At 77.2% G+C, this 2,049-nt stretch carries 2 protein-coding genes; both read right to left on the bottom strand.

Features of this window, described 5'->3' with window-relative positions; all coding sequences use genetic code 11:
- Positions 1 to 881: protein kinase family protein (locus GTW08_RS19620; protein WP_202417428.1), on the bottom strand; the 881-nt coding region annotated here is incomplete at its 3' end.
- 229 nt (positions 882 to 1,110) lie between these two features.
- Positions 1,111 to 2,049 (bottom strand): DUF6049 family protein (locus GTW08_RS19615; protein WP_237454001.1); only part of this gene is annotated, 939 nt, incomplete at its 5' end.

Here is a 2,049-nt window from a genome sequence, read left to right as displayed (position 1 = left end):
CGGCCCGCGGGCGTGCGGTCGGCGGCGACGAGCCCGGCGCGGGCGGCGTCGGACACCGACAGCGGCCAGCGCCGGGTGAGCAGGCAGTAGAGGATCCCGCCGAGCCCGCGGACGTCGTCGGCGGCGGACACCGACGGGCGCGGGAGCAGGAACGCCAGCATGGCGCGCCCGTCCGGGGTGATCCGGACGCGCTGCGGGTGGTCGCAGCCGAGGACCAGGCCCTGCTGGTGGGCCTCGGTGGCGGCGGCCGAGAGGGTCTCGACGGCCTTGGCGGCCCGCTGCGCGCGGACCGGGCCCTCGGCGACGGTCTCGGCCAGCGAACGCCCGGGCACCCACTCGGCGACGGCGGCGCCCAGCACGTCGGCCGGCAGGCCGTGCGTGCCCGGGGCCAGTACGTCGAGCAGCCGGGCGCTGCCGGAGTGCTCGAAGCAGCCCGAGCGCAGGGCACGCACGATCATCTCGCCGGCGCGGGCGGTGCCCTCCGGGTCGTCGGAACGGTCGTCGGCGGGGAGCCTGCGCAGCAGCGTGACGCCGACCGGGCGGCGCAGCACGGTGTCCTCGGCGCGCCAGAACTCCGCCCCGGCGGCCGGGTCGGACCCGATCCGCTGACGGAGCACGTAGCGCTCGGTGAGCGGCGAGCCCGCGGTGGTGCCCGCGGTCTCGCGGACGGGCGGGATGCGCTCGGTGGGCCGGGCCTGGGCCGGCACCGCGGGCACGGCGGCCGTCGGCTGCTCGTCGGCGGGTACTCCGGCGGTCCCGGGTGCGTCGGCGGTCGCCGTGGCGTCGGTGGGGTCGAGCGACGGGTGCGGACGGGGGGTCGCGTCGTCCTCGACGGGGTGGGGGCCGGTCCGGGCAGTGCGCTCGCCGATCTGCCCGCTCAACGGCCTCGCCCTCCCCTGGCGCTCGGTGTCGTGTCCGGCGTCAGCCTACGGCACTCGGTCGGATGTGGACGAGCCGAGAACACGCCCCGGATCCGTCTCCCCTGTCTTCGGAGACGGGGGACCATCGGTTTGCCTCCTCGCCCTCCGGATTCGCCGGAAAGCACCTGTGATGCGACGAGCGGTCAATACTGGACGGCGAACGACAGTCGTGTTCCTTGTCTCCCCCGGCTCAAGAGCCGTGGACGCGTCCGGACGGCGCCGGTCCCGGTGGCACGGGGACGTCCGGGGGCGTGCCGGGCCCTGACCCGGGCCCGGGGCCACCGGACGGCCCGGCTGCGGCGGCCGGACGCAGCCGGCGCAGCACCCGCCGGACCACCAGGACCACGAGGACACCGCCGGCGATCGCGGTCAGCCAGACCGTGACCGTCCCGTAGACCGTCGACCGCACCCGTAGCCGGGTGTCCGGGCCGAGCGCGACGCCGTCGGGGGTGAGCAGGCCCGCGTCGACGCTGAACACCCCGGAGCGGGTGACCTGGGCGCTGACCCGCACCTGGACGCGGCCGCGCGGGGGGACCGCCTGCACCTCGATCGGGGCGACCCGCAGCCCGGTGGTACTCGACAGCACCACCCGCACGTTCATCGTCACCGGCAGCCCGTTGGCGACGGTGATCAGCAGCGGTGCGTCGCTGGTTCCGAGCGAGTACGGGCTGGGCGGCTCCACCACACGCACCGACGCACGGATCTCGGCGATCCGGTCGGCGACGACGGTCTCCTCCCGCTCGGCGCGGGCCGGGTCGCCCCGCCACCACGACGACACCGCCCGCAGCGTGCCGGTCACCAGCGGGTCGAACACGTCGGCGGGGCTGGCCCCGACCCCGGTGCGGGCCTCGGCCGCAGCCCGTAGCGCCTCGATCGTCCGGACCTGGTCGGCCACCCCGGACACGACCGTCCCCGGGATCTCCGCGCCGCCGGCCTGCGGTGGGTAGAACAGCTGCGTCCCGCCCGCCTGCACGGCGCCGTCGATGAGGGTGGACAGGCCGGTCGGGGCGATCCGGCCGTCGTCGATCAGCGAGGTCAGGGCGGTCAGCACCCCGGCGGCGGCCGGCCCGTCCGCGGCCCAGCGGTGCGGCGGTGCGACGACCAGCGGGCCGCCGGCGTCCCCGGCCCG

The organism is Pseudonocardia sp. SID8383, assembly GCF_009864975.1.
Lineage (GTDB): Bacteria > Actinomycetota > Actinomycetes > Mycobacteriales > Pseudonocardiaceae > Pseudonocardia > Pseudonocardia alni.
Note: the sequence above shows the minus strand (reverse complement) of the source record. Positions and strands in the feature narration are given on the sequence as shown.